The organism is Herbaspirillum chlorophenolicum (assembly GCF_001189955.1).
GTDB classification, from domain to species: Bacteria; Pseudomonadota; Gammaproteobacteria; order Burkholderiales; family Burkholderiaceae_D; genus Herbaspirillum; species Herbaspirillum chlorophenolicum.
Genome location: NZ_LFLT01000020.1, coordinates 1 through 26,467, shown reverse-complemented (window position 1 = coordinate 26,467; position 26,467 = coordinate 1). Strand labels below are relative to the sequence as shown.

Genomic DNA, 26,467 nt, shown 5'->3' with positions numbered 1-26,467 from the left:
CCGGCGCATTGTTTGATTGTTCCGGTTACTTACTCAATGCGAATGCTTGGGGACGGCTGCGCCACGGCAACCGACCAGGAAATCGAAATCGCATCCCTGGTCCGCCTGCAAGACGCGGTCGACGTACAGCGACTGGTAGCCGCCGGCCATCGCCGGCTGCTGCGCGGCCAGTTTGGCGGCGCGCTCGGCCTGGCGGCGCGCCATCTCTTCATCGCTGATGTCGAGCTGCAACCTGCCGGCGTAGGCATCGAGCTCGATGAAGTCGCCGTCCTGCACGATGCCCAGCGGTCCGCCAGCTGCAGCTTCCGGCGCCACATGCAGGATCACGGTGCCATAGGCCGTGCCGCTCATGCGCGCATCCGAGATACGCACCATGTCCTTCACGCCGGTCGCCAACACCTTGGGCGGCAAGCCCATGTTGCCGACCTCGGCCATGCCGGGGTAGCCTTTGGGACCGCAATTCTTCATCACCAGCACGCAGCTTGCATCGACATCCAATTCAGGATCGTTGATGCGCTCCTTGTAGTGCGCGAAGTCTTCGAACACCACGGCCCGGCCGCGATGCTTCATCAGCTCCGGCGATGCTGCTGAAGGCTTCAACACAGCGCCGCGCGGCGCCAGGTTGCCGCGCAGGATGCACATGCCGCCATCCTCGATCAGCGGCTTGGCCAGCGGGCGCACCACTTCATCGTTGTAGATCGGCGCGTCCTTGACGTTGTCCCACATGGTCTTGCCGTTGGCGGTCAGCGCATCCGGATGCGGCAGCAGGTTGGCTTCGCCCAGGCGGCGCATCACCGCCGGCAGGCCACCCGCGTAGTAAAACTCTTCCATCAGGTAGCGGCCCGATGGCTGCAGGTCGACGATGGTCGGCGTACCGCGGCCGATACGGGTCCAGTCTTCCAGTTCCAGGTCGACGCCAATGCGGCCGGCGATCGCCTTCAAATGGATCACCGCATTGGTGGAACCGCCGATGGCGGCGTTGGTGCGGATGGCGTTTTCAAACGCCTTGCGGGTCAGGATCTTGGACAGCGTCAGGTCTTCCCACACCATGTCGACGATGCGCATGCCGGACAAGTGCGCGAGCACATAGCGGCGCGCATCGACTGCGGGAATGGCGGCATTGTGCGGCAATGACACGCCCAGCGACTCGGCCATACAGGCCATGGTCGAAGCAGTACCCATGGTGTTGCAAGTGCCGGCCGAACGCGACATGCCAGCCTCGGCCGCCATGAAATCGTGGATGCTGATCTCGCCCGCCTTGACCTGTTCGGACAACTGCCACACCACGGTGCCGGAACCGATATCGCGCCCCTGGTGCTTGCCGTTGAGCATCGGGCCGCCGGTCACGACGATGGCCGGCACGTTCACGCTGGCCGCGCCCATCAGCAACGCCGGGGTAGTCTTGTCGCAGCCGGTCAGCAGCACTACGCCGTCGATCGGATTGCCGCGGATCGATTCCTCGACGTCCATGCTGGCCAGGTTGCGCGTGAGCATCGCAGTCGGGCGCAGGTTGGATTCGCCGTTGGAGAACACCGGGAACTCCACCGGGAAACCGCCGGCCTCGATAATGCCGCGCCGCACGTGCTCGGCGATCTTGCGGAAGTGCGCGTTGCAGGGCGTCAGCTCCGACCAGGTGTTGCAGATGCCGATCACCGGCTTGCCCTGGAACTCGTGGTCGGGAATGCCCTGGTTCTTCATCCAGCTGCGATACATGAAGCCATTCTTGTCGGCGGTGCCGAACCAGCTGGCCGAGCGCAGCTTGCGGCTCTTGTCTTTCGTGTCGTTACTGCTCATTGTGGGATTCCTGATGTCTTGAAGATGGTTCCTGAATGCACAAGGCGGGCCATCGTGGCCCGCCTTGTGTTTTCCCGGCCTTACTTGTTCTTGTTATATACGTCGAAGCACACTGCCATCAGCAGCACGAAGCCCTTGATCATTTGCTGGTAGTCGATGCCGATGCCCATGATGGACATGCCGTTGTTCATCACACCCATGATGAAGGCGCCGATGACCGCGCCCATCACCTTGCCGACGCCGCCCGATGCCGAGGCGCCGCCGATGAAGCAGGCTGCGATCACGTCCAGCTCGAAACCGAGGCCGGCCTTGGGCGTCGCAGTGTTCAGGCGCGCCGCGAAGATCAGGCCTGCCAGCGCCGCCAGCACGCCCATATTGACGAAGGTCAGGAAAGAAACGCGCTCGGTCTTGATGCCGGACAGCTTGGCGGCCTTCTCGTTGCCGCCCACCGCATAGACGCGGCGGCCCAGCGTGGTGCGGTTGGTGATGAAGGTGTACAGCACCATCAGCGCGAACATGATGATCAGCACATTGGGCATGCCGCGATAGGTCGCCAGGAGGTAGCTGAAGGCGATGATGGCGATGGCGAACAGGCCGTTCTTGACCAGGAAGAACAGTTGCGGTTCATCTTCCATGCCGTGCTTGGTCTGCTTGCGGCGGCCATGGATCCTGGTCACGATCAGCACCACGGCGGCGATTATGCCGACCACCAGCGACGTGGTACGGAACTGCATGTTGCCGGTCAGTTCAGGAATGAAACCCGAAGACAGCATCTGGAAGGCCGGCGGGAACGGGCCCAGCGACTGGCCCTGCAGCAAGGCCAGCGCCATGCCCTTGAACACCAGCATGCCGGCCAGCGTGACGATGAAGGATGGAATCTTGAAATAGGCGATCCAGTAACCTTGTGCCGCGCCGATCACTGCACCGGCGATGATACAAACCACCGAAGCGCTGACGAAGTCCCAGCCGTAATCCACCATCAGCACCGCCGCCAGCGCGCCGATCAGGCCTACCACCGAGCCCACCGAGAGGTCGATGTGGCCGGCCACGATTACCATCAGCATGCCCAGCGCCATGATCACGATGTAGCTGTTCTGCAGCACCAGGTTGGTCAGATTCAGCGGACGCATCAGCGTGCCGTCGGTCATGATCTGGAAGAACGCCATGATTGCCACCAGCGACAGCAGCATGCCGTACTCGCGCATATTGTTCTTCAGGAAACCGGCGTAATCCTTCTTTTCGGCCATCGTGACCGTTGTGCCGCTGGCCGCCAGCGACTCTTTCTTGCTCATGTTCATGGTCTCCATGTGGGTGCTCCTTGGATGCTTGGATTCTTTTCTGTGCCCGGATACTCAGATCCGCTTGTTGCGCATGATGGCGCGCATGATGCTTTCCTGGCTGGCCTCGCCGCGGTCGAACTGGCCCACGAACTGGCCTTCGTTCATCACGTAGATGCGGTCGCACATGCCCAGCAGTTCCGGCATTTCCGACGAGATCATGATGATGCACTTGCCCTCGGCGGCCAGCTTGCTGATGATGTTGTAGATCTCGAACTTGGCGCCGACATCGATGCCGCGGGTGGGCTCGTCCAGGATCAGCACTTCCGGGCTGGAAAACAGCCACTTGGAAAGCACCACCTTCTGCTGGTTGCCGCCGGACAGGTTGACCACTTTCTGCAGCACGCTGGAACAGCGTATCCGCATCTGGCTCCTGAAATCGCTGGCGACCTTGTACTCGCGCGCCTCATCGATCACAGTGCGTTCGGACACGCCGCCCAGGTTGGCCAGCGAGATGTTCTTCTTGATGTCTTCTTCCAGCACCAGGCCGTCGCCCTTGCGGTCTTCGGTGACGTAGGCGATGCCGTGCCGGATTGCCTTCTGGATGGTAGACAAGTCGACTTCCTTGCCGTGCAGGAAAGCCTGGCCCGTGATCTTCTTGCCGTAGGCGCGGCCGAAGATGCTCTTGGCCAGCTCGGTGCGGCCCGATCCCATCAAGCCGGCGATGCCGACGATCTCGCCGGCGCGCACGCTCATGTTGACGTCCTTGATCGCCAGGCGGTCGACCAGCACCGGATGGTGCACGCGCCAGTCGCGCACTTCGAAGATGACGTCGCCGACGTGCGGGTCGCGCTGCGGATAGCGGTCGGCCATCTCGCGTCCGACCATGTTCTGGATGATGCGGTCTTCGCTGATCGGCTCGGCGCGGCAATCGAAGGTATCCACCGTGGCGCCGTCGCGCAGCACCGTGATGGAGTCGGCCACTTTGGAAATTTCGTTGAGCTTGTGCGAAATCAGGATGGAAGAGATGCCCTGCGATTTCAGTTCCAGCAGCAATTCCAGCAGCGCATCGCTGTCGCTCTCGTTGAGGCTGGCGGTAGGCTCGTCCAGGATCAGCAGCTTGACTTCCTTGGACAGCGCCTTGGCGATCTCGATCAGTTGCTGCTTGCCCACGCCCAGGTTGTTCACCAGCGTCAGCGGCGATTCCTTCAGGCCGACCTTGGCCAGCAGCTCCTTGGCGCGCACATAGGATTTCTCCCAATCGATCACGCCGCCGCGCACCTGCTCGTTGCCGAGGAAGAGGTTTTCCATCACCGACAGCAGCGGCACCAATGCCAGCTCCTGGTGGATGATGATGATGCCGAGATGTTCGCTGTCGCGGATGTCCTTGAAGGAACGCACGTCGCCCTTGTAGACGATGTCGCCCGAGTAGGTGCCGTGGGGATAGACGCCGGAGAGCACCTTCATCAGCGTCGACTTGCCGGCGCCGTTCTCGCCGACGACGGCGTGGATCTCGCCTTCGCGCACGGCCAGGTTGACATTGTTGAGTGCCTTCACGCCGGGGAAGGTTTTCTCGATGCCGCGCATTTCGAGAATGTTGTTCATGATGCTGACCTCTTGTTCTGCACCGGCCGCCGTCTTGCGAAAGCTGCCGGGATTCACTTCGCCTGCACCGCGCAAGCTGCGCAGGTACACATCGTTAAACGCAATAGTCCCGCACAGGTGCGGGACTATGCTGATCTTGCCTCACGTATTGAATCGAACGGTTGCGGCCGCGGCATCCCACCGCGGCCGGCCGGCTTACTTAACTTGCGCTTCGGTGTAATAACCGCTGTCGATCAGCACCGGCTTCCAGTTGCTCTTGTCGACCACCACCGGCTTCAACAGGAAGGAAGGCACGACCTTCACGCCGTTGTTGTAGGTCTTGGTGTCGTTGATCTGTGGCTGCTTGCCGCCCAGCACTGCATCGACCATGCCGACGGTAACCTTCGCCAGTTCACGGGTGTCCTTGAAGATGGTCGAATACTGCTCGCCGCGAATGATGGACTTGACCGATGGCACTTCCGCATCCTGGCCGGACACGTACGGGAACGGCTGTTGCGGGGTACCGTAGCCGACGCCGCGCAGCGAGGACAGGATGCCGATCGAGATGCCGTCATACGGCGACAGCACTGCGTTCACCTTGGCATTGGTGTAGTAGGCCGACAGCAGGTTGTCCATGCGGGCCTGGGCAGTGGCGCCATCCCAGCGCAGGGTCGCGACCTTGTCCATGCCCATCTGCTTGCTGCGCACCACCAGCTTGCCGCTGTCGATGTAAGGCTTCAGGACCGACATGGCGCCGTTGTAGAAGAAGAAGGCGTTGTTGTCGTCAGCCGAACCGCCGAACAGTTCGATGTTGAACGGACCCTTGCCATCCTTCAGGCCCAGACCCTTTTCCAGCGACTGCGCCTGCAGCACGCCGACCTGGAAGTTGTCGAAGGTGGCGTAGTAGTCGACGTTCTTGGAGCCGCGGATCAGGCGGTCATAGGCGATGACCTTGACGCCCTTGTCGGCAGCTTTCTGCAGCACGTCGGTCAGGGTGGTGCCGTCGATAGCGGCAATCACCAGTACCTTGGCGCCCTTGGTCAGCATGTTTTCGATTTGCGACAGCTGATTGGGAATGTCGTCTTCAGCATATTGCAGGTCGGTGTTGTAGCCCTTTTCCTTCAGGACCTTGACCATATTGTTGCCGTCGGCGATCCAGCGTGCCGAGGACTTGGTTGGCATGGCCACGCCGACCAGCGCCTTGCTCTGTGCGCTCACTTGCGCGCTGATGGACATCAGGGTGACGCCCAGGCCGAGCGCCAGCCCGGTCAATACCGATTTGATCTTCATGTTGTATGTCTCCAGTTTATAAGTGGCGTGTTGTTCTTCTCAAAACACCGCCGCGCACTGCCGCGATAATCCGACTCATGCAGAAGCTTAGGGTTTATGTTTTGCGGCCTCTACATTAATGTCTTTACCAATACATTTCTAATGATTTTTTAAGCGTAATGGATATGGTTTTTAGTATAGCTCTCCCTATGTAAAGAACTTTTAAGTTATCTGAACAAACCTGCGGTTTCAGCCCGTTGCCGGCACCTTTTCCGCGGCCACGGATTTGCCCCGCAGGGCGCCCAGCGAGATCACCCTTTGCGCCACGCAGAACACGAACAGCAAGGCGCCGATGAAGATTTTGGTCCACCACGAACTCAGCGTGCCGTCGAAAGCGATCAGGGTCTGGATCACGCCGAGGATGAGCACACCGGTCAGCGTACCGGCGACGTAACCGTAGCCGCCGGTCAGGAGCGTGCCGCCGATCACCACTGCGGCAATCGCATCAAGCTCGGCGCCCTGTGCGTGCAGGCCGTACCCCGACAGCATGTAGAAAGAAAACAGTACGCCGCCCAGCGCCGCGCAAAAACCGGAGAAGGCGTACACCAGTACCTTGGTGCGCCCCACCGGCAACCCCATCAGCAGGGCCGACTGCTCGCTGCCGCCGATGGCGTACACCGCGCGGCCGAAGCGCGTGCAGTGCGCCAGCCAGATGCCCAGCGCCAGCATCGCCAACGCCACCACCACGCTGGGCGAGATGAACAAGCCGCCGAACTCGATGCGGGTCTGGGACATGGCGACGAAAAAGGGATCGTCGATGGTGATGGAGCTGATGCTGATCAGGTAGCACAGGCCGCGCGCCAGGAACATGCCGGCCAGCGTGACGATGAAGGCCTGCAACTTGAAGTAATGGATCAGCCCACCCATCGCCGCGCCGAACGCCGCGCCCAGCGCCAGCACGGTGACGATCACCAAGATCGGATGCCAGTGCGCCGTCTGCAGCAGCCAGGCCGCGACCATGGTCGACAGCGCCAGCACCGAGCCCACCGACAGGTCGATGCCGCCGGACAGGATCACGAAGGTCATGCCGATCGCCACCACCAGCAAAAAGCCGTTGTCGATCAGCAGGTTCAACATCACCTGCGGCGACAGGAAACCGTCATAGCCCACCGCACCCAGCAGCAGCATGACCACCAGCAGCGCCACCGTCACCGCCGAGGTAAACCACGGCGCACGGAAAGCGCGGCGCAAGGAATCGATTGTGCTCATGATTTGGCTGCCTTGAAGATGCGGCGGAATTCCGGCGATTGAGACAGGCAGACCAGGAACACCACGATGGACTTGACCACCATGTTCACCTCGGGCGGCACGCCCAGCGAATAGATGGTGTAGGTCAGGGTCTGGATGATGAGCGCGCCGATCACGCTGCCCACCAGGCTGAACTTGCCGCCCGCCAGCGAAGTGCCGCCCAGGGTGACGGCCAGGATGGCATCCAGCTCCAGCAGCAAGCCGGCATTGTTGGCGTCGGCGCTCTTGATGTTGGAGGCCACCATCAGCCCGGCCAGCCCGGCGCAGAAACTGCAGAAGATATAGACGAAGAAGATCAGCGCGGCGGTGCGGATACCCGCCAGGCGCGAAGCCACCGGGTTGATGCCGACCGACTGGATGAACAGGCCCAGCGCGGTCTTCCTCATCAGTACCGCCAGCAGCAGGAACATGCCCAGCGCAATGTAGAGCGAGAACGGCAAGCCGAACAGGTAACCGCCGCCGATGAAGAAGAACGGCTTGTAATAGACCGTGATGATCTGGCCGTCGGTCAGCAGTTGCGCCAGCCCGCGTCCCGCCACCATCAGGATCAGCGTGGCGATGATGGGCTGCAGGCCGAGCACCGCCACCAGCAAGCCGTTCCAGGCGCCGCACAGCAGCGCCGCGCCGATTGCCGCCGCCAGCGCCCATGCCATCGGCACGTTGCTGACGTATTGCGAGACGCCGTCGACCACCACCATCTTGCCGCCGATCAGGATCGCCGCCGCCGCGCCGGAGATCGCCACGACTGCACCCACCGAAATATCCACGCCGCGCGTGGCGATCACCAGCGTCATGCCCAGCGCCGCCAGCATCAAGGGGGCGGCGCGGTTGACGATGTCGATCAGCGCACCGTAAAGGTGGCCGTCCTTGATCTCCAGCCGGAAGAAGCCCGGCACCAGGAAGAAATCGATCAGCAGCAGTGCCGCCAGCGCGGCCAGCGGCCGCAGCAGCGGATGGCGCATGGCCCGGGCCAGCAACGCCCGCAAGTCGTTATTGGCCATCACAGTTTCAGGTATCAGTTTGGACTCCATGGATGCACTCATGCGGCTTCTCCCGCAATCACCTGCAGCACCGACTTCTCGTCGAGTTCGCCACGCTTGTATTCGCCGCAGGCGCGGCGGTCGCGCAGCACCAGCATGCGGTCGCTGCAGCGGATGACTTCCGGGATCTCGGAAGAGATGAACAGGATGGCCATGCCCTTGCGGCACATCGCAATGACAAAATCCATGATCTCCTGCTTGGCCCGCACGTCGATGCCGCGCGTGGGTTCATCCAGGATCAGCATGCCGGGGTCGGTGGCCAGCCAGCGCGCCAGCAGCGCCTTTTGCTGGTTGCCGCCGGACAGCAGGCCGATCGGGGTTTCCAGGTCGGCAGTCTTGATGCCGAGCCACTTCACGTAGTCGGCGGCGAGCTGGTTCTGGCGCTTTCTTGACAGCACACGGAACAGGCCCTGGCGCGCCTGCAGGGCGAGGATGATGTTCTCGCGCACCGACAGTTCCAGGATCGCGCCCTCCTTCTTGCGGTCTTCCGAGCAGAAGCCGATGCCAGCGGCGATGGCGTCGCGCGGCACGGCCAGCTTGATGTCGCGGCCGCCAATGCTCAATGTGCCGCTGTCGGCGCGGTCGGCGCCGAACAGCAGGCGCGCCATCTCGGTACGGCCTGACCCGAGCAGGCCGCACAGCCCGAACACTTCGCCGCGCCGGATGTCGAGGTCCTGCGGCGCCAGCATCCCCTTGCGGCCAAAGCCACGCGCCTGCAGGAATACTTCGCCCGCGCCTGATGCATCGGCCGACAGCTCAGCGGCCAGCGCTTCGGCGCCGGCCTCCACCTTGCGCGGGTCGACCGCGACCACGCCGACCATCTTGTTGACCAGCTCCAGGCGCGACAACTCCGCCACCGGATATTCGCCCTCGCGCACGCCGTTGCGCAGCACGGTGATGCGGTCGGAGATTTCGTAAGTCTGGTCGAGGAAATGGGTGACGAACAGGATCGCCATGCCCTGCTCGCGCAGGTGGCGCAGCACCTTGAACAGTTGCTGCACCTCGGCCTCGTCGAGGCTGGAAGTCGGTTCGTCCAGGATCAGTATCTTGGCCGACACCGACAACGCACGCGAAATCGCCACCATCTGCTGGATCGCCAGCGGATAGGAAGACAGCTGCGCGGTGACGTCGATCTCGATCTGCAACTGCTGCAGCAGGCGGCGCGACTCGGCATACACCGTCTTCCAATCGATGCGGCCGAAGCGGCGCGGATAGCGGCCGATGAAAATGTTTTCCGCCACCGAGAGATTGGGGCAGAGGTTGACTTCCTGGTAGACGGTGCTGATGCCCAGCTCCTGCGCCTGCAGGGTGGATGCCGGGGCGATCTCGTTGCCGTCCAGTGCGATGCGCCCGGCATCGGGTTCATAGACACCGGTCAGCACCTTGATCAGCGTGGACTTGCCCGCGCCGTTCTGCCCCATCAAGGTATGCACTTCCCCCGGAAACAAGCGCAGACCCACATCAGTCAGCGCTTTTACGCCGGCGAAAGCCTTATGGATACCGCTTAGTTCCAACATGGGGCGCACCTGCGCCCCGACAGCCATGCTCATCGCAACTCCGTGAAAAGGCGTACGGCCGGCTTGCAGGACTCATTCCCTGCGCACCGGCCGCTCACACTCAATACTTGCGGTTCGGGAATTCCTTGGCTGCGACTTCGGCCGGGAACACGCCCTCTTCAGTAGTAATGCGCTTGGGCACTTCCTTGCCTGCCTTCACGTCCTTGGCGATCTGCATCAGTTGCGGGCCCAGCAGCGGGCTGCACTCGACGGTAACGTTGAGCTTGCCGGCCATCATGGCCTCGAACGCACCCTTCACGCCGTCGATGGAAATGACCAGGATGTCCTTGCCCGGTTTCAGGCCGGCTTCTTCGATGGCCTGGATGGCGCCGATGGCCATGTCGTCGTTATGCGCGTAAAGCACATTGATCTTCTTGCCGTCGGCCTTGAGGAAGGCCTCCATCACTTCCTTGCCCTTGGCGCGGGTGAAATCGCCGGTCTGCGAACGGATGATCTTCAGGCGCGGATCGGCCTTGATCTCCTGCTCGAAGCCTGCCTTACGGTCGATGGCCGGGGCCGAGCCGACGGTGCCCTGCAGCTCGACAATGTTGATATCGCCGGCCGGCATCGACTTGGCGCGCTCCAGCAGCCAGCGCGCGGCGCGGCGGCCCTCTTCCACGAAGTCGGAACCGATGAAGGTCACGTACAGCGACTTGTCGGAGACGTTGACGGCGCGGTCGGTCAGGATCACCGGGATCTTGGCGGCCTTGGCTTCGCGCAGCACGGTTTCCCAGCCGGATTCAACCACCGGCGAGAAGGCGATCACGTCGACCTTCTGCGCGATGAAGGAGCGGATTGCCTTGACCTGGTTTTCCTGCTTCTGCTGCGCATCGGCGAACTTCAGGTTGACGCCGGCCTGCTTGGCCGCATCCTTGATCGACACGGTGTTGGCGGTGCGCCATTCGCTTTCGGCGCCCACCTGCGAGAAGCCCATGGTCAGCGGCTTGTCCGCAGCGAATACGGGCAGGCCCGCGATGGTGCTGCCCAGCCCCATGCAAATGGCTGCGCCCAGAAGCGCTCTTCTCTTGGTTTTCATTGCTTGTCTCCGTTGGCTGGAAATCCTCGGATTTCCTTGTTATGTGCAAGAAATGCGTGCGCTGCGCCGGCAATACTTTTGACTTGTTCGAGATATGGGCGCGGCGGTGCGGCCTGAAATTGCGGGAAAATCTTAGTCCGTCAATTCGCGCTCAATATTAGGAGAGCGAAAAATATCTATCCAATGAATTTTTAATGGAATCCGATATCGTTTCGCGCATCGTTGACCGAAGAAGAGGTAAGCCGCACGAGAATCGTTTTCAGTAACCGGCCGCTCTCAATTTTGATATCGCTAGCGCTCTTTTTTTCATTATTCCGCGTTAGAGGCGGGTGATAGCATCGGCCTGTTTTTTTGAAGCGCATTGCATGAAGATAAGAGTGTGGCGTTTCTTAAGCGATCCTTTATCTTCTGTGAGATGGCTTCTGCCGGGGTGGGTACACGATGCCTTCCATCTGCAGCATTTCATAACAATATACGAGACACCATGCCTTCCCGAGCAACCAACGCCACCCGCGCAAGCTCCCGGGCGCTGCCGGAAATCCACATCCTGCAATCCGGCCGACAGCGCTTGCATGTCATGCCTGAACTGGGCGGCAGCGTCGCGGCTTGGGATTGGCACAAGGGCGACCAATGGCTACCGCTGTTCCGTCCCTGGGATGCCCGTTCGCGCGACCTCTACACCACGGCCTGCTTTCCGCTGCTGCCCTGGTCCAACCGGATCACCGAAGGCGGCTTCCCATTCGGCGGCAAGCAGTACGCGATCAAACCCAACCGCACCGGCGAGCCCTATCCGATCCATGGCGACAGCTGGCTGCAAGCCTGGACCGTCGCTGCGCATGCGCAAGACCGCATGACGCTGGAACTCGATTCCACATGCTTCGATGGCAATCCATACGCCTATCGCGCCCGCCAGTTGTTCACGCTGCGCGAGAACGCGCTGGAGATAGAACTGCGCGTGACCAATGCCGGCGATGCGACCTTGCCCTTCGGCCTGGGCCTGCATCCCTATTTCCTGAGCGACGCCAGGACACGCCTGCAATTCCGCTCGCGCGGCGTATGGATGTCCGGTGCCGATCCCATCCCCACCGGCTTTACGCGCAAGTTGCCGCCGAGCTGGGACTACAACCGCCCGGCAGCGGTGGACGGCCCGCTGATCGACAACTGCTACGAAGGCTGGGATGGCCTGGCCATGATTGAAGACCCTTCGCGCGGCTTGCGGCTGCAAATGCACACCCAGGATCGCAGCGGTTATACGCTGCTGTACCGGCCGCCTGGTCTGGGGTACTTCTGCCTGGAGCCGATCACGCATCCGATCGATGCCTTCCACATGCAGAACCGTCCCGGCCTGATCGACCTTGCACCGGGCGAGGACATGGTGCTGCTGACCCGTTTTTCGGTTTGCGACCTGTAAAGCAGGCTGGCGCCGAATAAAGAAACCTGATGACAGAGCCAACCGAAAACAACTGTGCCCTGATCGCGCTGGACTGGGGCACGTCTTCACTGCGCTGCTATCGCTTCGATGCGCATGGCGGCGTGGCAGAACGCCGCGGCCATCCCTGGGGCATCATGAATCTGCCCGTGGTGGATGGCGCCGCGGCCAATCCCGTGCTGGCCTTTCGTAGCGCACTGGAAGCGGCATGCGGAGACTGGATGGCGGCTGCGCCGGATGCGCCGCTGATCGCCGCCGGCATGGTGGGCAGCAAGCAGGGCTGGCGCGAAGCGCCTTACCTGACCGTGCCGCTGGCGCCCGACCGCATCGGCCGCAAGCTGCTGCGCATCGAGACAGGATTGTCGCGTCCGCTTTACATCGTGCCCGGCCTGCTGCAGGTATCGACGCTGCCCAATGTCATGCGCGGAGAAGAAACCCAGGTGATCGGCGCACTGCAACAATGGCGCGATGATGAGCTGTTGATCGGCCTGCCCGGCACGCATTCGAAATGGGTGCGCGTCACGCATGGCCGTATCCAGCATTTCGATACCTTCATGACCGGCGAGGTTTACGGCGCGCTGTCGGCGCACACCATCCTCGGCCGCACCATGCACAAACCCGATACGCCCGACGATGCCGCTTTCATGCGCGGCGCCCGGGTGGCGCAAAGCGCCGAAGGCCAGGCCGGCGTGCTCTCCAATATCTTTAGCTGCCGCACGCTCGGGCTGACCGGCGAACTGGAGCCGCAAGCACAGCCTGACTATCTTTCCGGCCTCCTGATCGGTCACGAGATCGCCGCGCTCAAGAGCATGGCCAGCCATCATCCGCAACGCATCGGCCTGATCGGCGACCCGGCCCTGTGCCGCCGTTACCAGCTGGCGCTGGAGCTGTACGGCATGGGGCCGGTCAGTGTGGCCGAACAGGCCACCGAAGCCGGCCTGTGGACGCTGGCGCAGCATGCCGGCCTGGTCGGCTGAAGCCACCTGCACCAACAAGGACAATATGAACAGCAATCCCAAGCTACTCGAAGACGCGCTGCGCCGCACCGGCCTGATCGCCATTCTGCGCGGCGTACGCAACACCGAGGCCGAAGCCATCGGCGCGGCTTTGTATGAGAGCGGCTTTCGCATCATCGAAGTGCCGCTCAATTCGCCCGAGCCGCTGGCCAGCATCGCCGCTTTGCGCAAGAGCCTGCCGGCCGACTGCATTGTCGGCGCCGGCACCGTGCTCAAGACCGAACAGGTGGAGCAGGTGAAGGCCGCAGGCGGCGAATTGATCGTCATGCCGCACAGCGACGGCGCGGTGATCCGTGCCGCCAAAAACGCAGGCCTGTACTGCGCACCCGGCGTGGCAACCGTGACTGAAGCTTTCGCCGCATTGGCCGCCGGCGCCGATGTACTCAAGATGTTCCCGGCCGAACAGCTCGGCCCGCACGTGGTCAAGGCCTGGCGCGCCGTGGTGCCGCGCGAGATTGCACTGCTCCCGGTGGGCGGCATCGCGCCGCACGGCATGGCAGCGTTCCGCGAAGCCGGCGCTTCGGGCTTCGGCCTGGGCTCGGCACTGTACTCGCCGGGCCTGTCGGCCGACGAGGTGCGCCAGCGTGCGCAGGCCTTCACCGCGGCATGGAAAGCGCTGGCCTGAGGCCTGCCATACCTTAATTATTTGGCCGCACGGAAGCGGCCTTTGCAGATTTCTCCTGAACGGACAAGCTAATGAAAATCACCAAGATCAGCACCTTCATCGTTCCACCGCGCTGGTGCTTCCTGAAGATCGAGACCGACGAAGGCATTTCCGGCTGGGGCGAGCCCGTTGTCGAAGGCCGCGCGCACAGCGTGGCGGCGGCAGTTGATGAGCTGTCCGACTACCTGGTCGGCAAGGATCCGCGCAATATCGAAGACCACTGGACCATCCTCTACCGCGGCGGTTTCTACCGCGGCGGCGCCATCCACATGAGCGCGCTGGCCGGCATCGACCAGGCGCTGTGGGACATCAAGGGCAAGTCGCTCGGCGTGCCGGTGCACCAGTTGCTGGGCGGCGCAGTGCGCGATTCGATCCGCGTGTATTCGTGGATCGGCGGCGACCGCCCCTCCGTCACCGCCGAAGCGGCAAAGAACGCCGTCGCACGCGGCTTCACCGCGGTCAAGATGAACGGTACCGAAGAACTGCAATTCGTCGACAGCCACGACAAGATCGAACTGACGCTGGCCAACGTGCAAGCGGTGCGTGAAGCGGTCGGCCCCAACATCGGCATCGGTGTCGACTTCCACGGCCGCGTGCACAAGCCGATGGCCAAGGTGCTGATCAAGGAACTGGAGCCGTACAAGCTGATGTTCATCGAAGAGCCGGTCTTGTCGGAAAACTCGGAAGCGCTGAAGGAAATCGCCCACCTGACCTCGACCCCGATCGCGCTGGGCGAGCGCCTGTATTCGCGCTGGGACTTCAAGCGCATCCTCTCCGAGGGCTACGTGGACATCATCCAGCCCGACGTCTCGCACGCCGGCGGCATCACCGAAACGCGCAAGATCGCCGCCATGGCCGAAGCCTACGACGTGGCGCTGGCCCTGCACTGCCCGCTCGGCCCGATTGCGCTGGCGGCCTGCCTGCAGGTCGACGCCGGCAGCTACAACGCCTTCATCCAGGAGCAAAGCCTGGGCATCCACTACAACGAAAGCAACGATCTGCTGGATTACATCAAGGACAAGGACGTGTTCGCCTACGAAGACGGCTACGTCAAGATCCCCCAAGGCCCCGGCTTGGGCATCGAGATCAACGAAGACTACGTGCGCCAGCGCACTGAAGTCGGCCACCGCTGGCGCAATCCGATCTGGCGCCACAAGGACGGCAGCTTCGCCGAATGGTGACGCAGCCTCCAGTAACCTCTCCTCGGTAGTACTTCAAGCCCGGTTCCGACTTTGTCGGCCGGGCTTTTTTATGTTGTGAATGCACGGCGTGCAAACATTCTGCGAAACGGCTAGAATATATGAAACGACTACATTTCATATATCACCTACATCATGGGAATCGTCAAGATATCGGACCAGATGCACGACAACGTGCGTATCGCAAGCAGCGCCCTGAACCGCTCCATCAATGCCCAGGCCGAGCACTGGATGCTGCTGGGCATGCTGTCGGAACTGCACCCCGAACTGAACCACGCCGAGATCGCGCAATTGCTGGTGCGCGACCAATTGGCGCGCGAGCATGGCGGCGTGCTATCGATACGGGAACTGATCGACGCCGGACGTTCTCCGGCAGGCCAGGACAAGACAAAGGAAAAGGCCGCGCCCGTTGCGCGCCGCAAGACAGGAAAAGAGTACGCATGAGACAAGTAAAACTGCGCGGCCCCGCCGAAATCGCCCAGGCGCGCGCTGCCGGGAAACTGGCTGCCGAAGTGCTGCAAGTAGTGGCCGAACACGTGAAGGCCGGCGTCACCACCGACGAACTGGACCGCATCTGCCACGACCATATCGTCAAGGTGCAAAAAGCCAAGCCCGCCAACATCGGCTATCACGGCTTTCCCAAGACCATCTGCAGTTCGGTCAACGAGGTGATCTGCCACGGCATCCCTTCGCGCCAGAAACTCAGGGACGGCGACATCATCAACATCGACGTGGCCGTGATCAAGGATGGCTGGTACGGCGACTGCAGCCGCATGTATTTCGTCGGCCAGCCCAGCGCTGCCGCACGCAAGCTGGTCGAGACCACTTATGAAGCGATGTGCGCCGGCATCATGGCAGTGCGCCCCGGCGCCACGCTGGGCGACGTCGGCCACGCGATCCAGTCGGTGGCGCACCGCGATGGCTTTTCAGTGGTGCGCGAATACTGCGGCCACGGCATCGGCACCATCTATCACGACGAGCCGCAGGTGCTGCATTACGGTCAGCGCGGTACCGGCCTGCCGCTGAAGGAAGGCATGATCTTCACCATCGAGCCGATGCTCAACGCCGGCAAGCGCCATTCGCAGCAGCTCGACGATGGCTGGACCGTGATTACCGCCGACGGCTCGCTGTCGGCGCAGTGGGAGCATATGGTGGTCGTGACGGCCAGCGGCTATGAAATCCTGACGCCGTGGCCGGAGGGTTTCGGCAGCTACGCGGCCATCGCCACGCGCAGTTGAAGCGGCGGCGCGCATCGCTATCGGATGCCGCCATCTATAAGTAACGGCGGATGCGACATTAAACCGGTTCAGCTGCTGATCGCACCCCGCGCCGCACGAATCCGGCCGAAACTGACAAAGGTAGCCACTGCCGTCGCCGCCACGGCGACCCACAAGGCCACCCGGATCGCCACGGCATCTTCTGCCGCATTCATCTGCGCATGGCCCTGCGACATCGCCGCAGCCGCGTAGACCGACAGCACGATCCCCAGCAAGGCCGCGCCCATGCATTGGCCGAAGGTGCGCATGATAGCCAGCACACCGGAGGCATTGCCGCTGCGCTCGCGCGAGACATTGCCCAGCATTTCGCGGTTGTTGGGGCTCTGGAAGAAACCGAAACCCATGCCGCATACCAGCGCGCGCCAACCGATATCCCAGGCTTGTGCATGGTCGGGCAGCAAGGCCAGCAGCGCCAGGCCGACGGTGAACAAGGCCAGGCCAACGGTCGACAGCAAGGCCGGCGAATGGCGGTCGGCGAGGCGCCCGGCATGCGGCGCTACCAGCACGATACCGATCGGCCAGGGGGTAAAGAGCAATGCCGACTCGAAGGCGCTGTAGCCATATGCGTTCTGGAACAGGAAAGGCAGTGCGACGAAGGCGATGCCCTGCCCCACGAAGGAGGCCAGCGAGGTCAGGGCCGCCAGCGAGAAACGCACCGAAGAAAAGATATCCAGCGGCAGCAAGGGTTGCCGCGCACGCCGCTGCACCCGCACGAAGGCCACTGCCGCGACGATGCTGGCCAGGCCGAATGCGGCGGCGCTCAGCAGGGCTTCGCCTGCCTGTGTGCCGTGAGCCAGCTGCGCACAGGCCTCCGCCGCCAGGATCATGGCGCCCATGGCGATGGCCGACAGTGCCGCGCCAGCGATGTCGAAGGGCTCGCCGGTGCGCACACGGGCGTCGGGAATAACGCGCAACGAAAGCCATACCGCTGCCAGCCCCAGCGGCACATTGATGGCAAACAGCCATTGCCAGCTCAGGGCCGCTAGCAAGGTTCCGCCCAGGGCCGGCCCCACGGCCGTACTGGTGGCGATGAGCACGGCATTGAGACCGAGGATGCGCCCCAGCAGGCGGTTGGGAAACACCGTGCGGTGGATGGCCGGCGCGATGCTCAGCATGGCGGCGCCGCCAAAACCCTGCAGCACCCGCATGCCGATCAGCACCTCCACCGTCGGCGACAAGGCGCAACCCAGCGAGGCCAGCGTGAACACTGCCAGCCCGGCGCTGAACAAGGTCCGGAAGCCAACCCGGCTGGACAATGAGGCGAAGGTGGCCAGGGTCATCGCCGTGGCCAGCAGGTAACCGTTGGTCACCCAGATGGCAGTACCCACCGATGCCCCCAGCTCGCGGGTGATCTGCGGCAAGGCCACATTGACGATGGTGCCGTCGAACACCGCCATCGTAGTGGCCATCATTACTGCGATCATCGCCAGGCGGCGCTCGGTCCCTGGCAGCCCTTCATCGCCTGGCTGGTCTGAAAACAATTCCATGTTTGGCTAATCCTGTTGATGCACGATGGGCAAACTATACCGAGGCCGCATGCATGGCGGAAGGCGCATGGATTGCAACTGATAACTGCACCAAACGCCATATCTGCTAGGATGGGCCGCATGTCCGAACCCGACCTCAACCTGCTCATCGCCCTGGATGCCTTGCTGACCGAAGAAAGCGTGGCCGGCGCCGCGCGCCGCCTGGGACTGAGCGCCTCGGCCATGAGCCGCACGCTGGCCCGGCTGCGCGAGGAAGCGGACGACCCATTGCTGGTGCGGGCCGGACGCCGCATGGTGCTTACCCCCTGCGCCGAAGCCTTGCGGGAACGCGCACGCAACGTGGTGCATGAAGCGCGTTCAGTACTGCGTCCCGCCGCTCCCGAGCCGGACCTGGCAACGCTGCGGCGCACCTTCACCATCCGTGCCAATGAAGGCTTCGTCGAAGCCCTGGGCGCACGCCTGATCGGCGCGGTCAATGCCGAAGCGCCGCTGGTGCGGCTGTATTTCGCCCCCAAGGTCGACAAGAGTCCCAGTTATCTGAGGGAAGGAACGGCCGACCTGGAGATCGGCGTGGTCAGCGACATGGGACCGGAAGTGCGGATACAGGCGTTGTATCGCGACCGCTTTGTCGGCGTGGTGCGCAGCGGCCATCCGCTGGCAAAGGGCAAGATGACCCTCCAACGCTACGTCCAATTCGGCCATGTCGCGGCCTCGCGGCACGGGCGCGCCGATGGGCCGGTAGATGAGGCCCTGGCCGCAGCCGGCGTGGAACGCGAAGTGCTGGCCATGGTGCCGAGTTTTCCGGCCGCGCTGGCCGTGGCGCGCGGATCAGACTTGGTAGCGGTGGTGCCAGCCTCTTACCTGGCCGCCGAACGCCTGGTCAATACCTTCGTCTTCGAACTGCCGGTGGCAACCGGGCAGATCACCATTTCGCAGATGTGGCATCCGCGCCTGGAGCTGGATCCTGCACACCGGTGGTTGCGCGAGGTGGTGCGCCGGGTGTGCGGCGAAGCCCGGTCGGAGCAGGTTGAAATCAGGCGTCTCGCTCCAGAAATCGGCTAAATAATTGATCTTCTAAACTTGGAGGATCGCTTTCGCCCCCAAGCACTGTCTCGTCCCGGCGCTTTCGTCATAAGGCGCTAGCTGCAAACTGATCAGAGTCGGCGGACTGGCGAGACTCAACCCAGCGCCTGCCGGGCGAGACACGCGACGATCAGCTCGTTATCGGCCTCGTCGCGCTCTCCGTCCTCCAGGAACCAGGCGGCCGATAGCGCGGCATGAGCCATTACCCACTGGAGCAAGCGGCGACGCTCCAGTCCCGCAACATTAACGACGATGTCGACCTGCCGCTCAAAGCGCATCGGGTCGGTACAGGTTTTCAAGTCGGGGTTACACAGCACGTTGACATAGTCGTAGCAACGCTCGCCGGTCACGCGCTTGGGATCGATTGCCAGCCAGCCGCGCTCTTCGAAATCGAGAATGTTGCTGTGGTGCGCATCCCCGTGCAGCACTACATGTTCGCGCTGCGAGCCCAATAGTTCTTCTGCCACCACTGCACATTCGGCCATCAGGCCGCCTTCACGTCGCGCCATTGGTGCCAGCGATTCGAAGAAACGCGTGAGCGGTAACAATTCGCCGGGTAATGGCGAAGGTCGCTTCGTATGCAGCCTGCCGATGGTGTGGCAGATGATGCTTGTGGCAGCGTCGTCGCCGCCTTGTAGAGCCATGTTCAGCAGATTACCCGAGCCGGTTGCGCGCTCCATCAGCAACACACCCGCTTCCTCGTCGTAGGCATAGACGCGCGCCGCACCATCTCCGTCCCACCAACGCATCACTTGGCAACCAATCCGCTCATCAATATGTCTTGAGATTTTGATCATCGCGGGGCGACCGCCCGGATGTCCGCCAAGACGGACCGGCATCAAGTAGCCGGCATGAGTTGCGAAGGGCTCACCATCGGGGTGTGCATTCCAACTTTGCAGATAGGCATCAAACAGGGTCAGGTCGGACATATGGTTGATTTCTTGTTCATGGCCTTATTCTCGCAAGAGTTAGAGCTTCCTCAAAATCCAGGGCAGTTCATGCAGAACAAGGTTGGCGCTACTGCTCGATACGACTTGAACCGGTCGAAGGCATTGTCAAATTCATATTTATTTGAATGCACGATTTAATCGAACATCAAAATTAATTTCACCTATTCGTACGCCAGGAAAAGAACTTACGCGGCAAAAATCAGCCAAAAAAACCAGAAAATTCATCTAAGCCACTGATTTAAAAGAAATATTACTTCCATCATTTGGGATCGCGATATCATTAATAATGATCGCGAACAACCAATCCCGCCTTGAAAATTCCGACCTCCGTCCCTATACTTAGCACTCGTCACAGGAGAGTGCTAACAACCCTCCTTGGCATATTCCCCTTTTTCATGCGGTGATATTTGCTGCATTTGGAAGAAAAACCATTGCAGCCATTGCCGCAATCAAGACCAACTTATTGAATTTTAAGGAGTTCTCATGAATCTTCGCCCTTTGCACGATCGCGTTATCGTCAAGCGCCTCGACCAGGAAACCAAGACCGCTTCCGGTATCGTTCTGCCTGATGCAGCGACCGAAAAGCCTGACCAGGGTGAAGTCCTGGCCGTCGGCAACGGCAAGATCCTGGAAGACGGCAAGGTTCGTCAACTGGCCGTGAAGGTTGGCGACCGCGTCCTGTTCGGCAAGTATTCCGGCCAGGCTGTGAAGATCGATGGCCAGGAACTGCTGGTCATGCGCGAAGAAGACCTGTTCGCCGTCGTCGAGAAGTAATTTTCGGCCCGGGCAGCCGCCAGGCTGCCGCGCAGGTAGTGCAAATGCACCGGCCGTCCAACCGGCGGCCACCACGGTGAAATGAATTCAACCGAATTTCTGGAGAATCCAACATGGCAGCAAAGCAAGTTATTTTCGGCGATGAAGCACGCGCCAAGATCGTCAACGGCGTCAATATCCTGGCTAACGCAGTCAAGGTGACCCTGGGCCCCAAGGGCCGTAACGTGGTTCTGGAGCGCAGCTTCGGCGCCCCGACCGTGACCAAGGACGGCGTTTCCGTCGCCAAGGAAATCGAACTGAAGGACAAGCTGGAAAACATGGGCGCCCAGCTGGTCAAGGAAGTCGCTTCCAAGACCTCCGACAACGCCGGTGACGGCACCACCACCGCAACCGTGCTGGCTCAAGCGATCGTTCGCGAAGGCTTCAAGTACGTTGCAGCAGGCTTCAACCCAACCGACCTGAAGCGCGGCATCGACAAGGCTGTCACCGCCATCGTCGGCGAAGTCAAGAACCTGGCCAAGCCCACCACCACCAGCAAGGAAATCGCCCAGGTCGGTTCGATCTCGGCCAACTCCGACCAGGACATCGGCGACATCATCGCCAAGGCCATGGACAAGGTCGGCAAGGAAGGCGTGATCACCGTTGAAGACGGCAAGTCGCTGGAAAACGAACTGGAAATCGTCGAAGGCATGCAATTCGACCGCGGTTACCTGTCGCCGTACTTCATCAACAACCAAGAGAAGCAAGTTGTCGCCCTGGACAACCCGTTCATCCTGCTGTTCGACAAGAAGGTCTCCAACATCCGTGACCTGCTGCCGATCCTGGAACAAGTCGCCAAGGCTGGCCGTCCGCTGCTGATCATCGCTGAAGATGTCGAAGGCGAAGCGCTGGCAACCCTGGTGGTCAACAACATCCGCGGCATCCTGAAGACTGCTGCTGTCAAGGCTCCTGGCTTCGGCGACCGCCGCAAGGCCATGCTGGAAGACATCGCTATCCTGACCGGTGGCCAAGTGATCGCCGAAGAAGTCGGCCTGACCCTGGAAAAGGCTACCCTGGCTGAACTGGGCCAAGCCAAGCGCGTTGAAATCGGCAAGGAAAACACCACCATCATCGACGGCGCTGGCGAAGCCACCGGCATCGAAGCTCGCGTCAAGCAAATCCGCGCCCAGATCGAAGAAGCGACTTCGGACTACGACCGTGAAAAGCTGCAAGAGCGCGTGGCCAAGCTGGCCGGCGGTGTTGCACTGATCAAGGTTGGCGCTGCTACCGAAGTCGAAATGAAGGAAAAGAAGGCTCGCGTCGAAGATGCGCTGCACGCAACCCGCGCAGCCGTTGAAGAAGGCGTTGTGCCAGGCGGCGGCGTGGCCCTGCTGCGCGCTCGCGCCAACGTCAAGAACCTGAAGGGTGACACTCCTGACCAAGAAGCCGGCATCAAGATCGTTCTGCGCGCTATCGAAGAACCGCTGCGCCAGATCGTGTTCAACGCTGGCGACGAACCTTCGGTCGTCATCAACAAGGTGCTGGAAGGCACTGGCAACTTCGGCTACAACGCTGCCAACGGCACCTACGGTGACCTGGTTGAACTGGGCGTGCTGGATCCGGCCAAGGTGACCCGTTCGGCCCTGCAAAACGCGGCTTCCGTGGCTGCCCTGATCCTGACCACCGATGCACTGGTGGCAGAAGTGGCTGACGACAAGCCGGCCGGCATGCCTGGCGGCATGGGTGGTATGGGCGGCATGGGCGGTATGGACGGCATGATGTAATAGCCGTCGGCCCCGACGACCGTCGCCTTGTGCGGCGGTCAGCGACCGAAAAAATCCCCGCATCGGTAACGATGCGGGGATTTTTGTTTTCAACGCCCGGCTAACCACGTTCTAACGCCGGCGCGCCTCCAGCCATTCAAAGACCAGCATCCCGGCCAGCATCGCCAGCACGAAAGCGATGGCCTTGCCCTCCCCCATGCCCAGCGCCACCAATGCCGGCCCCGGACAAAAACCAGCGACACCCCAGCCGATGCCGAACAGCGCGCTGCCCGCCAGCAGGCGCGGCGTGATGCCGGTAGCGGTGGGCAGTTGCATGGGCAAGCCCAGCCAGGACGACTTGCGCCGGCGCGCCACGGCGAAGGCGAGCACGCCCACGCCGATGGCGCCGATCATGACGAAAGCCAGCGAGGGGTCCCAGTTGCCGGCGAGATCCAGGAAGCCCAGCACCTTGGCCGGATCGGCCATGCCGGAAAGCATCAGGCCGAGCCCGAACAGCAAACCGCTGGCGAAGGAAACGATGATCGCAGGTACACGCACCTCAGCCTCCCAGCACATGCCGCAGCACGAACACGGTGACGAATCCCGCTGCCATGAAGGTCGCGGTGGCCGCAATGGAGCGCAGCGCACCGCGCGAAATCCCGCACACGCCATGGCCGCTGGTGCAACCGCCGGCATAGCGCGTCCCCAGTCCAACCATGAAGCCGGCGACGATCACCGCCGGCCAGCCGGCATCGATGTGCAGCGGCACCCGCCAGCCCAAGGCCGCTGCAGCCAGCGGCGCAGCCACCAGTCCGGCGATGAAGGCCGCGCGCCAGGCGCGTTCGCCGGTAGCCGCCCGCAACAAGCCGCCAAGAATGCCGCTGATGCCGGCGATGCGGCCGTTGAACAGGATCAAGGCAGCCGCTGCCAGGCCGATGGCGATGCCGCCGGCCAGCGAGAATGCCGGCGTGAAATGCGCCCAGTCGATATGCATGGGGAGTCCCCGGAGTTGGATCAGACCGACATTATAGAAAGAGCCGCGCGACGGGTGGCCTCAAAAAGAAAAAGCCCACGTCCGGAAAGGAACGCGGGCCGTGCAGGCCGTCCGCCGGGGAAGGCTTGGGCACTGCGGATACTGCAGGGGAGTCGTTGACGGCGCCGCATCCGCTTGCAGCGATGCGGCGCCGTGGCTGGCTCATCTCGCGCTCACGCGCGCATCATCAGAACGCGTGGATGATGCCGGCGTTGAACGCGTTCTGGCTGCTGTCCGAACCAGGAGCCTGGCCGCTGGTCACGCCCGGGCTGTAGGTGTCGGAAGCGCGCAGGTTGCGGTAGATCGCGTACAGGTTGGTGCGCTTGGACAGTGCGTACTTGGCGCCCAGATTCAACTGGATCAGGCGGCCGTTGGACGCATTGACGAAGTTGGCGCGGGTATACTGCACGCTACCCAGCAGCGACAGCGCAGGGGTCAGGCCGTAGTTGACGCCGACATCGAAGATGTCGTTCTTCTCGTTGTTCACGCCGCCCACCAGGTATTGGCCGGTGCTGTCAGCCGAATAGCTGGCAGCCGATGCTGCGGAGAACGAGGAAGCCGAACCGCCGGTCGCCAGCGGCAGCTTCACGCGCGACCACGAGCCGTACACCTTGGCCGGGCCGAACTGGTAGGAAGTCGCCAGGGTCCAGGTCTTCAGGCAAGTGTCGCCCGCGGAGCCGGCGCCGTTGGTGCAAGTGGTGGCGGTGCTGGAGTTGACGTCGCTGGACGCCACGGTACCGGCCTTCTTGGCCTGGAAGTACGACACGCCGACGTTGAACGGGCCGTTGGAGTAAGCGCCGCCGATGCCGAAGGATTGGCCGGAGGTGTTCTCGCCGGCTTGCTCGCCGAAGCCGTAGATCAGGCTGCCGTAGAAGCCGTTGACGTTGGGGCTGTTGTAGCGGATCGAGTTGTTGACGCGTTCGCCGTTGGTGCGGTCCAGGTCACGTGCGTGAACCTGGCTGACCATGCCGCCGAAGTCGTTGACCGAGGTGAAGGCAGCGATGTCGTCGGTGAAGTCCTTCTGGCGGCCCAGCAGCACGGCGCCGAAGTTGCCCGACAGGCCGACAGTGGCGGTACGGCCGAACAGGGTGTTGCCTTGGGCTGCTGCGCCGTTATCCAGCGTGAAACCGTTTTCCAGGTTGAACAGCGCCTTCATGCCGCCGCCCAGGTCTTCGCTGCCCTTGAAGCCGATGCGCGAACCCTTGATCGCACCGGAATCGACGCCGACGCGGTTACCGTTGCCGGTACCGGTAGTTGCCACCTTGCTGTTGTACGACAGGCTGGCGTCGATGATGCCGTAGATGGTGACCGAGCTTTGCGCATGTGCGACGCCGGTGAAGGCGCCCAGCACTGCCAGTGCCAAGAGGGACTTTCTCATGAGGAACTCCAAAGGTTGTTGAATTGCTGTTTGATTGTTGGTGGTTCCGCTACCTATCCGGACAGGGGAAACACCCAAGCTTCCAGAAAGAAATATCAAGAAGACTTAATTTATTTAATCAAAATTTATTTTCACAAACAATTTAACTTTTTGTTTTTCTGATTTTTATATTATTTATGTCTCTTTATTACAACTACAAGACAACATAAAACCTGAAAGAAAAAATGCCGACTCGCGATTCACTTTGCAGAAGAAAATCAAGAAACGATGTGAATAAACAACACATTATTTCTTTTTCTGCACAGAACGCGGTCGGCAAAAACCTGCGGCATACGGCCGGCGCAAGGAAAACGCCAGCCGCCCCGCAGGAGGACAAGCCTGGAAAATGGGCCTCTCTCACATGAACACCCGGCCCCAGCCCGCCCACGCAGTTGATACTGCGGACGACTGCTCCAGGCCCGCCGCAAAGAGCGCGATACAGAACCTGTATCCGCGGTTCAGTAGTGGAACCTGCATTGGTGCACGACGATGCGGTCGCGCAAGCGCTCGAATACCAGCCGGTGCTCAGACGACAGGCGCACCGAACGCAGGCCTTGCAAGCGCAACGGCAAGACCGAAACCTGCTGCGCCGGCAAGCTTGCGCCATCGCGCAGGCAGCGCAGCAGGCGGGCAATGCGCCGCGCCAGCTCGCTGTCCTGGCGGCGCCAGAAGGCAAAGTCCTCCTGGGCCAAGGGGGTCATCAGCAGTTTCATTCGACCTCCGGCTCGGACAGGAAATCGGCGCGCAGTTGCTGCAGGCTGCGCAGCAGGCGGTCTGAATTGATATCGGTGGCGAACAGATGGGCCGCGTCCTGCATGGCCCGCCAGACCGATTCCTTGACGATGACCAGGTTCTCGCCGCTGTCGCGGGTGACGACGACTTCGTCGATGTCGGCCAGCTCCATGAGTTCAGGAAGCTGGCTGGCCAGTTGCGTGGCGCTGAAGGAATACATGGGATCCTCTTGTCTTGTTGTGATGGACGGCAAGCGGACAAGCGGCGCATGCGCAATGAGCGCCCTCGCGCCGCCTGGAGCGATCCATCAATAGCCGCGGTAGAGGCCCTGCGGATCTGGATTCTTCTGGTATTCGACCAATTCGGCCTGCACTTGCGCGCGGCTCTTGGTGGAAACGAATTCAGGCAATTTCGGGTAGTAGGCGTCGCCGACATTGACCAGGCCTTGGGCATTGGCCACCTTCAATTCTTCGATCACTTGCGCACGGGTCTTCGTGGAAACGAAGGCGGGAAGCCTGGGGTAATCGTAATCACCCACGGTGAGGGTGCCGTCGGCGCGAGCTTGCTTGAGCTCTTCGATAACCTGGGCGCGGGTCTTGCCTTGCACGTTCCGGGCTTGGTCGGAAACGTTTTGTGCCAGCACGGCGCCGCTTGTGGCGGCCAGTGCGAGGGCGATGAGGAGATGACGGGTATTCATGTTGTGCTTTCTTTGAACCTGTTCACGATCTTGCCGGGAGTCGGCCAATCGTCCTTTCAGGATGGGATGCAAGGCGCAAAACGCAGGCGGGCCGGTGGCCCGA

The 26,467-nt window shown here is 61.8% G+C and carries 25 protein-coding genes; 9 read left to right on the top strand and 16 right to left on the bottom strand.

Annotated features, from left to right (window positions below):
- Window positions 1–33: 33 nt before the first annotated feature.
- The 8 genes from AKL28_RS13540 to AKL28_RS13505 all read right to left on the bottom strand — a co-directional run bounded on the left by AKL28_RS13540 (window position 34) and on the right by AKL28_RS13505 (window position 10,864).
- On the bottom strand, window positions 34–1,794 hold the full coding sequence (locus AKL28_RS13540; RefSeq protein WP_050468683.1) for an IlvD/Edd family dehydratase: 1,761 nt from the start codon (window positions 1,792–1,794) through the stop codon (window positions 34–36).
- Window positions 1,795–1,874: 80 nt separating this feature from the next.
- Window positions 1,875–3,101: a multiple monosaccharide ABC transporter permease gene (gene mmsB / locus AKL28_RS13535; protein ID WP_050468682.1), complete on the bottom strand. Its 1,227-nt coding sequence runs from the start codon at window positions 3,099–3,101 to the stop codon at window positions 1,875–1,877.
- Between the two features lie 45 nt (window positions 3,102–3,146).
- Window positions 3,147–4,676 (bottom strand): multiple monosaccharide ABC transporter ATP-binding protein, encoded by a 1,530-nt coding sequence (mmsA, locus tag AKL28_RS13530; RefSeq protein ID WP_050468735.1) that lies wholly within the window; start codon window positions 4,674–4,676, stop codon window positions 3,147–3,149.
- A gap of 195 nt (window positions 4,677–4,871) precedes the next feature.
- The gene (gene chvE, locus AKL28_RS13525) at window positions 4,872–5,945 is read right to left on the bottom strand and encodes a multiple monosaccharide ABC transporter substrate-binding protein (RefSeq protein ID WP_050468681.1); all 1,074 of its coding nucleotides are present in this window, start codon (window positions 5,943–5,945) and stop codon (window positions 4,872–4,874) included.
- Window positions 5,946–6,173: 228 nt separating this feature from the next.
- The gene (yjfF, locus tag AKL28_RS13520; protein WP_050468680.1) at window positions 6,174–7,193 is read right to left on the bottom strand and encodes a galactofuranose ABC transporter, permease protein YjfF; all 1,020 of its coding nucleotides are present in this window, start codon (window positions 7,191–7,193) and stop codon (window positions 6,174–6,176) included.
- Entirely contained in the window at window positions 7,190–8,275 is a 1,086-nt protein-coding gene (locus tag AKL28_RS13515; protein WP_050468679.1) for an ABC transporter permease, read from the bottom strand. Before AKL28_RS13515 ends, yjfF begins: the two co-directional genes overlap by 4 nt.
- Window positions 8,272–9,822, bottom strand: coding sequence for a sugar ABC transporter ATP-binding protein (locus AKL28_RS13510; RefSeq protein WP_050468678.1), 1,551 nt, complete (start codon window positions 9,820–9,822; stop codon window positions 8,272–8,274). The genes AKL28_RS13515 and AKL28_RS13510 overlap by 4 nt, the downstream gene beginning before the upstream one ends.
- A gap of 67 nt (window positions 9,823–9,889) precedes the next feature.
- The gene (locus AKL28_RS13505) at window positions 9,890–10,864 is read right to left on the bottom strand and encodes an ABC transporter substrate-binding protein (RefSeq protein ID WP_050468676.1); all 975 of its coding nucleotides are present in this window, start codon (window positions 10,862–10,864) and stop codon (window positions 9,890–9,892) included.
- 484 nt (window positions 10,865–11,348) lie between these two features.
- On the opposite strand from AKL28_RS13505, the gene AKL28_RS13500 reads away from it, so the two are divergent.
- The 6 genes from AKL28_RS13500 to map all read left to right on the top strand — a co-directional run bounded on the left by AKL28_RS13500 (window position 11,349) and on the right by map (window position 16,410).
- A complete protein-coding gene (locus tag AKL28_RS13500; RefSeq protein ID WP_050468675.1) occupies window positions 11,349–12,275 on the top strand; it encodes an aldose 1-epimerase in 927 nt (308 codons plus the stop codon).
- A gap of 29 nt (window positions 12,276–12,304) precedes the next feature.
- Window positions 12,305–13,270, top strand: a complete 966-nt coding sequence (locus AKL28_RS13495; protein ID WP_050468674.1) for a 2-dehydro-3-deoxygalactonokinase — start codon at window positions 12,305–12,307, stop codon at window positions 13,268–13,270.
- A 25-nt stretch (window positions 13,271–13,295) separates the two neighbouring features.
- Window positions 13,296–13,934: a 2-dehydro-3-deoxy-6-phosphogalactonate aldolase gene (locus AKL28_RS13490; protein ID WP_050468734.1), complete on the top strand. Its 639-nt coding sequence runs from the start codon at window positions 13,296–13,298 to the stop codon at window positions 13,932–13,934.
- A 71-nt stretch (window positions 13,935–14,005) separates the two neighbouring features.
- The gene (gene dgoD, locus AKL28_RS13485; RefSeq protein ID WP_050468673.1) at window positions 14,006–15,154 is read left to right on the top strand and encodes a galactonate dehydratase; all 1,149 of its coding nucleotides are present in this window, start codon (window positions 14,006–14,008) and stop codon (window positions 15,152–15,154) included.
- 153 nt (window positions 15,155–15,307) lie between these two features.
- Window positions 15,308–15,616, top strand: coding sequence for a ParD-like family protein (locus AKL28_RS13480; RefSeq protein WP_050468672.1), 309 nt, complete (start codon window positions 15,308–15,310; stop codon window positions 15,614–15,616).
- Window positions 15,613–16,410 carry a type I methionyl aminopeptidase gene (map, locus tag AKL28_RS13475; RefSeq protein WP_050468671.1) on the top strand — a complete coding sequence of 266 codons (798 nt, stop codon included), beginning with the start codon at window positions 15,613–15,615 and terminating at the stop codon, window positions 16,408–16,410. The genes AKL28_RS13480 and map overlap by 4 nt, the downstream gene beginning before the upstream one ends.
- 68 nt (window positions 16,411–16,478) lie before the next feature.
- On the opposite strand, the gene AKL28_RS13470 is transcribed toward map, so the two are convergent.
- The gene (locus AKL28_RS13470) at window positions 16,479–17,936 is read right to left on the bottom strand and encodes a DHA2 family efflux MFS transporter permease subunit (protein ID WP_050468670.1); all 1,458 of its coding nucleotides are present in this window, start codon (window positions 17,934–17,936) and stop codon (window positions 16,479–16,481) included.
- 120 nt (window positions 17,937–18,056) lie between these two features.
- On the opposite strand from AKL28_RS13470, the gene AKL28_RS13465 reads away from it, so the two are divergent.
- Window positions 18,057–18,998, top strand: a complete 942-nt coding sequence (locus tag AKL28_RS13465) for a LysR family transcriptional regulator (RefSeq protein ID WP_050468733.1) — start codon at window positions 18,057–18,059, stop codon at window positions 18,996–18,998.
- 116 nt (window positions 18,999–19,114) lie between these two features.
- Here AKL28_RS13465 and AKL28_RS13460 read toward each other — a convergent pair whose 3' ends face one another.
- Entirely contained in the window at window positions 19,115–19,948 is an 834-nt protein-coding gene (locus AKL28_RS13460; protein WP_082221491.1) for an aminoglycoside phosphotransferase family protein, read from the bottom strand.
- Window positions 19,949–20,452: 504 nt separating this feature from the next.
- Between AKL28_RS13460 and groES the strand changes: the two genes are divergently transcribed.
- Complete coding sequence (groES, locus tag AKL28_RS13455; RefSeq protein ID WP_008115200.1) at window positions 20,453–20,743, top strand: co-chaperone GroES; 291 nt, start codon at window positions 20,453–20,455, stop codon at window positions 20,741–20,743.
- Between the two features lie 113 nt (window positions 20,744–20,856).
- Window positions 20,857–22,506, top strand: a complete 1,650-nt coding sequence (groL, locus tag AKL28_RS13450; protein WP_050468669.1) for a chaperonin GroEL — start codon at window positions 20,857–20,859, stop codon at window positions 22,504–22,506.
- Between the two features lie 111 nt (window positions 22,507–22,617).
- On the opposite strand, the gene AKL28_RS13445 is transcribed toward groL, so the two are convergent.
- The 6 genes from AKL28_RS13445 to AKL28_RS13420 all read right to left on the bottom strand — a co-directional run bounded on the left by AKL28_RS13445 (window position 22,618) and on the right by AKL28_RS13420 (window position 26,364).
- Window positions 22,618–23,043 carry a DUF6691 family protein gene (locus tag AKL28_RS13445; protein WP_331456562.1) on the bottom strand — a complete coding sequence of 142 codons (426 nt, stop codon included), beginning with the start codon at window positions 23,041–23,043 and terminating at the stop codon, window positions 22,618–22,620.
- A gap of 1 nt (window position 23,044) precedes the next feature.
- Window positions 23,045–23,479 carry a YeeE/YedE family protein gene (locus tag AKL28_RS13440; RefSeq protein WP_050468667.1) on the bottom strand — a complete coding sequence of 145 codons (435 nt, stop codon included), beginning with the start codon at window positions 23,477–23,479 and terminating at the stop codon, window positions 23,045–23,047.
- Between the two features lie 226 nt (window positions 23,480–23,705).
- Window positions 23,706–24,896: a porin gene (locus AKL28_RS13435; RefSeq protein WP_050468666.1), complete on the bottom strand. Its 1,191-nt coding sequence runs from the start codon at window positions 24,894–24,896 to the stop codon at window positions 23,706–23,708.
- Window positions 24,897–25,393: 497 nt separating this feature from the next.
- On the bottom strand, window positions 25,394–25,648 hold the full coding sequence (locus AKL28_RS13430; RefSeq protein ID WP_050468665.1) for a type II toxin-antitoxin system YoeB family toxin: 255 nt from the start codon (window positions 25,646–25,648) through the stop codon (window positions 25,394–25,396).
- Window positions 25,645–25,887: a type II toxin-antitoxin system Phd/YefM family antitoxin gene (locus AKL28_RS13425; protein WP_050468664.1), complete on the bottom strand. Its 243-nt coding sequence runs from the start codon at window positions 25,885–25,887 to the stop codon at window positions 25,645–25,647. Before AKL28_RS13425 ends, AKL28_RS13430 begins: the two co-directional genes overlap by 4 nt.
- Window positions 25,888–25,974: 87 nt before the next feature.
- A complete protein-coding gene (locus AKL28_RS13420) occupies window positions 25,975–26,364 on the bottom strand; it encodes a DUF4148 domain-containing protein (protein ID WP_050468663.1) in 390 nt (129 codons plus the stop codon).
- Between the last annotated feature and the right edge of the window lie 103 nt (window positions 26,365–26,467).